Genomic DNA, 1,719 nt, shown 5'->3' on the forward strand with positions numbered 1-1,719 from the left:
TTAACTTCGAAGACCCTCTATACCCAGGAAGAGCCGGGCAACCTCGCTCCTCGCCTTCTTCGTGCTTTTTTCGGAGCGTAGCCTGCTGGGTGCTTCGGGTTGCCGACTAGGATGGCTCTGTCGAACGTCGGCTGAGTCCGGCCATCCCGGGTCGAGCCGGTGAACCCTTCCATCGCTCCGGAGACTGGTGCATCTCAAGAACTTGACCCTGCGGGGCTTCAAGTCCTTTGCGAGCTCGACCTCCCTGCATCTCGAGCCGGGAATAACCTGCGTGGTCGGGCCCAACGGGTCGGGCAAGAGTAACGTCGTCGACGCCATCGCCTGGGTACTGGGGGAGCAGGGTGCCAAGGCCCTGCGTGGCGGCACCATGTCCGATGTCATCTTCGCGGGCACGCCCGCTCGCCCGGCCTTGGGGCGCGCCGAAGTACTCCTGACGATCGACAACTCGGACGGCGCGCTCCCCATCGAGTACACCGAGGTGACCATCGGGCGGCTGATGTTCCGCAGCGGCGAGAGCGAATACACGATCAACGGTACCGGTTGTCGCCTGCTGGATATCCAGGAACTGATGAGCGACTCGGGTATCGGCCGAGAGCTGCACGTGATTGTCGGCCAGGGTCAGCTCGACGCGGTCCTGCACGCGCGCCCGGAGGATCGCCGCGCCTTCATCGAGGAGGCCGCCGGCGTCCTCAAACACCGTAAACGCAAGGAGAAGGCACTCCGCAAGCTCGAGGCGATGTCGGCGAACCTCACCCGCCTCACCGATCTGTCCGCCGAGCTGCGTCGGCAGTTGGGGCCGCTCGGTCGCCAGGCGGAGATCGCACGTAAGGCCGGTGTGATTCAGGCTTCGCTCCGGGACGCCCGCCTGCGCCTTCTCGCCGACGATCTCCATCGTGCCCGGGCCGCGATCGCCTCCGACCTCGCGGACGAGGAGGCATTGCGGGCGCGGCTGACGACCACCGAAGCCGCTCATGCCGCGGTCGCCCGCCGGGAGGAGCAGCTGCAGGCCGACCTGACGGCGATCGTTCCGCGCGCCACCGGCGCCCAGGAGACCTGGTACGCCCTGGCATCCCTGCGGGAACGGCTGCGGGGCACCCGTTCGCTCGCCGTCGAACGGGGTCGCCTGTTGCGTACCGCGGCCGACGACGTACGTGGGCGCCGCGACCCCGAGGAACTGGAACAGGAGGCCACGGCGGTCCGGGAGCAGGAAATCGCCCTCACCGAGCGGCTGGAGCGTGATCGGGACCTGCTCGCCGAGGTGGTCACCAGGCGTGCCGATCTCGAGGCCGCGCTCGCCCGGGAGGAGAAGGAACTGATCGCCGCGGCACGCGCGGCGTCTTTTCGCCGTGAGGAGATCGCGCGCCTTGCCGGCCAGGTGGAGGCTGCCAGGTCCCGTGCCACCAGCGCCGAGAACGAGATAGCACGGACGACCGAGGCACTCGACGCCGCGCGGGAGCGGGAGACCGAGACCTCGGCGTCACGTTCGGCCCTCGAGATCGAACTCTCCCGGATGGAGAGCGCACGGGAGGATCTCACCGAGCGGCACAGCGCGGCCGTGGCGGTGCATGCCGCTGCCGCCGAGCGGCTCGAGGTCCTGCGCGGTGAGGAGCGTAGCGCCGAGCGTGACCACGCCTCCTGGGCTGCGCGACGTGACGCGCTGCATCTCTCCCTCGCGCCGGCCGACGGAGCCGCGGCACTGTTGAGGGCTGCTACCGGCGC

Annotated in this window: 1 protein-coding gene; it reads left to right on the forward strand. The window is 68.9% G+C overall.

Features of this window, described 5'->3' with window-relative positions:
• Positions 1 to 187 precede the first annotated feature (187 nt).
• A partial coding sequence (locus tag ACY5KJ_RS09175) for a chromosome segregation SMC family protein (RefSeq protein WP_462203181.1) occupies positions 188 to 1,719 on the forward strand: 1,532 nt, incomplete at its 3' end.

Source organism: Frankia sp. CcWB3 (assembly GCF_977927595.1).